Source organism: Candidatus Jordarchaeum sp. (assembly GCF_052745115.1).
This window is the reverse complement of sequence record NZ_JBRAKS010000445.1, coordinates 1-2,773: the sequence shown is the minus strand read 5'-3', so window position 1 is coordinate 2,773 and position 2,773 is coordinate 1. Positions and strand designations below refer to the sequence as shown.

The 2,773-nt window shown below is 41.2% G+C and carries 2 protein-coding genes; both read right to left on the bottom strand.

Translation table 11 applies throughout. The features are described from left to right. The coding region (locus ACUVXA_RS19295; RefSeq protein WP_445872920.1) for an ATP-binding protein at positions 1–737 on the bottom strand (737 nt) is incomplete at its 3' end. 29 nt (positions 738–766) lie between these two features. Next, entirely contained in the window at positions 767–2,743 is a 1,977-nt protein-coding gene (locus tag ACUVXA_RS19290; RefSeq protein WP_445872919.1) for an oxidoreductase, read from the bottom strand. Positions 2,744–2,773: the final 30 nt, after the last annotated feature.

Here is a 2,773-nt window from a genome sequence, read left to right as displayed (position 1 = left end):
TTTTTAACAGAAAGGTAAGCCGGAGTGTTTGATGGTAGCGTTAGAAGAGATTTCCCTTCTAGAACATACTCTTCAACGTTTTCATCGCGAGCGATTCTTCCTAAGAATTTAAACGGTAGAACTTTTCTGGCCTGATCTTCCAAGTTTTCTGGAAACCTAAAACCTCCAATAACGTAGAAGTTTTTAAAGTCTATTTTAACTTCCTTGGCTACGCGATAGGCCCGTTCAATGTGATCAAAGGACTTTTTAGAGGGGTCTATTACATCGAAGATATCATCTACCTTAGTGGTTATTCGTCTGTTAAGGTGTTCTAAACCAGCAGGAGAGTCTATTAGAACATATTTGTAGGTTTTTGTTAATTTTTCTAAGGCACCTTTTAAAGCAGCATCTGGAAGACAGTAACATCCCTCAATCCATTTCGTTCCAACTGCGATGAAATCGAAGTATTCACCTTCATACATTCCATGCGCCCATATTTTATTTTCAATGCGCTCGCTAGGTGGAACGCCGACAAGAGTCCCGCCTTCCTCTAGGAAGGTTTCAATAAGAAGTTCTGATATCCACTTTTTCCCCTTTTCATGTAGGTCCACGCCGACCATTTCGCCTAGATTTTGGTCAGGGTCCGAATCTACTAGCAGTAACGGTGTTTCTTCGTTTTCGATAAAGTATTTGGTCAGTAAAGCTACAAAACTTGTTTTCCCTGTTCCCCCACGCCCCATTATGACGAGAATTTTCATAGATTTCCCTCTTCACATTTTAAACTGAGTTATACAAGTTTTCCAATCATGAAGCCCTCATGTATCGCGTCAAAGATTTTCCTTGGCTTTAAAGCATCTCCAATAATGTATACTTCGCCGCCTGTTTTTACTTCTTTGGCAAGCTTGTTTGACGGCTTTAGTTCACGTGCCAAGACAATTTTATCGAAATAAAGCTTATTCGTCTCTTTACCCTGGGCTAAGATGATGTGGCTTTGTTTAATTTCCAGAATTCTAGCATTGGAGATGATGTTCACTCCTTGTTTTTGTAAACTCGAAAGCAGGTGCGTTGCATAGATGGGATCCATGTTTTCGGAAATGGTTTCGTATCGCTTAAGAACAGTAACATGATTTCTAAAGGATACGAGAAACAAAGCGGTTTCCAATCCTATTAATCCACCACCGATAACCACAACTTTTTCTCCTTCGATTTTCACTTCACCTTTAAGAACGTCCTTAAATGAGAATGCGTTTGCATTTTCTATTCCGTTAATTTGCGGTCTCTCCAGCTCTGAACCAGTAGCCATGATTACAGCATCCGGGTTAATGGTATCGATTTTTTGTTTATCTACAAGCTGTCCTAACTGCATGTGTACACCTAACATTGGGAGCGCATAAGCATAATATTCAACAATCCATTTTAGCTTTTCTTTCCCCGGAATGACCGCTGCTGTGTTTAATGTTCCTCCAATTTGCTTTTCTTTATCGAAAAGATGCACTTCATGTCCCCTTAAAGCCGCAACCCTTGCTGCTTCCATTCCAGCTGGTCCAGCGCCAATTACCATTACTTTCTTTTTATGCTTTGCTTCCTTTAAACCGACAAGCCTTTTGTCAAACCCAATCATGGGGTTAAAAGAGCAGCGAATAGGTAGATCTTTGTAGTGCCTTGCCATAACGCATTCGTTGCATGAAAAGCATCTTCTTATGGCCTTCTCCTTTCCATTAAAGGCTTTTTTGGGCCACTGTGGATCTGCAATTAATGCCCTCCCTAAAGCTATGAAGTCAGCTCTTCCTTCCTCCAGAATTTTCTCGGCGAACCATGGTTCTCGTATGACTCCTACGGCAATAACTGGAACATCTACTTCTTTTTTAACTTCCTCGGATAGGTATACTCGCCATCCTTGCGGATAGGGCATTGGTTCAAGGCGCTTTTCTAGGCAGTTACCCACTGTTACATGGATAGCGTCAGCTCCTGCTTCGGCAAGCTTCTTTGCAATTAGCTTTCCTTCTTCAATTCTGATTCCGCCATCCTCGAATTCTTCGACGCCTAATCTAACACTTACCGGGAAACTTTTTCCTGCATAATCTTTTATTCTTTCGATTATCATCTTTGGGAAGCGAATTCTTCCATCCAGAGTGCCACCAAAATAGTCATCCCTCTTATTATATAGTGGTGAAAGAAACTGATTTATCAGAAGCCCATGACCAGCTTGAATTTCAACCATGTCAAAGCCAGCTCTTTGCGCTCTTAACGCTGCTTTTCCAAAAATATCAACCAACTCTTCTATTTCCTTCCTAGTTAGAGTTTTTGGAATGACAGCCTCTGATTTAACTGGTATTGAGGATGGTGCAACAGGTTGAGTTTTGGTAAATCGGATGTCGGCGGCTCCTCCTGGATGTGCCAGTTCAATACCAACTCTTGCACCCATTCTGTGAATCGCGTGGGTTAGGTTATATAAACTAGGGATGAATTCATCCGAGTCAATCCTCGGTTGTGTTGTACCATGCCTCCCATGAGGAAAATGCACGCACGCGTTCTCTATTATTATAAGACCGACTCCACCTCTTGCAATTCTTGAATAATGATCAATAAGTTGTTGAGTAACTTCTCCGCCTACGTTAGCTAAGTTTGTGGAAATGGGAGCCATGACTATTCTGTTTTTAACTTTGAGGTCACCGAGAAAACCGGGTTCGAAAAGCTTTGGAAATTTATGTATGTTGTTCAAAGAAGGCTGATTTTTGCTTTGCACTTCAAAAATGGGGAGCATGTTTTATCCCTTTAATTGCAAACTCTAAGT

Coding starts and splice junctions, on each gene's coding strand:
- ACUVXA_RS19290 (WP_445872919.1), bottom strand. CDS start 2,743: ATGCTCCCCATTTTTGAAGTGCAAAGCAAAAATCAGCCTTCTTTGAAC.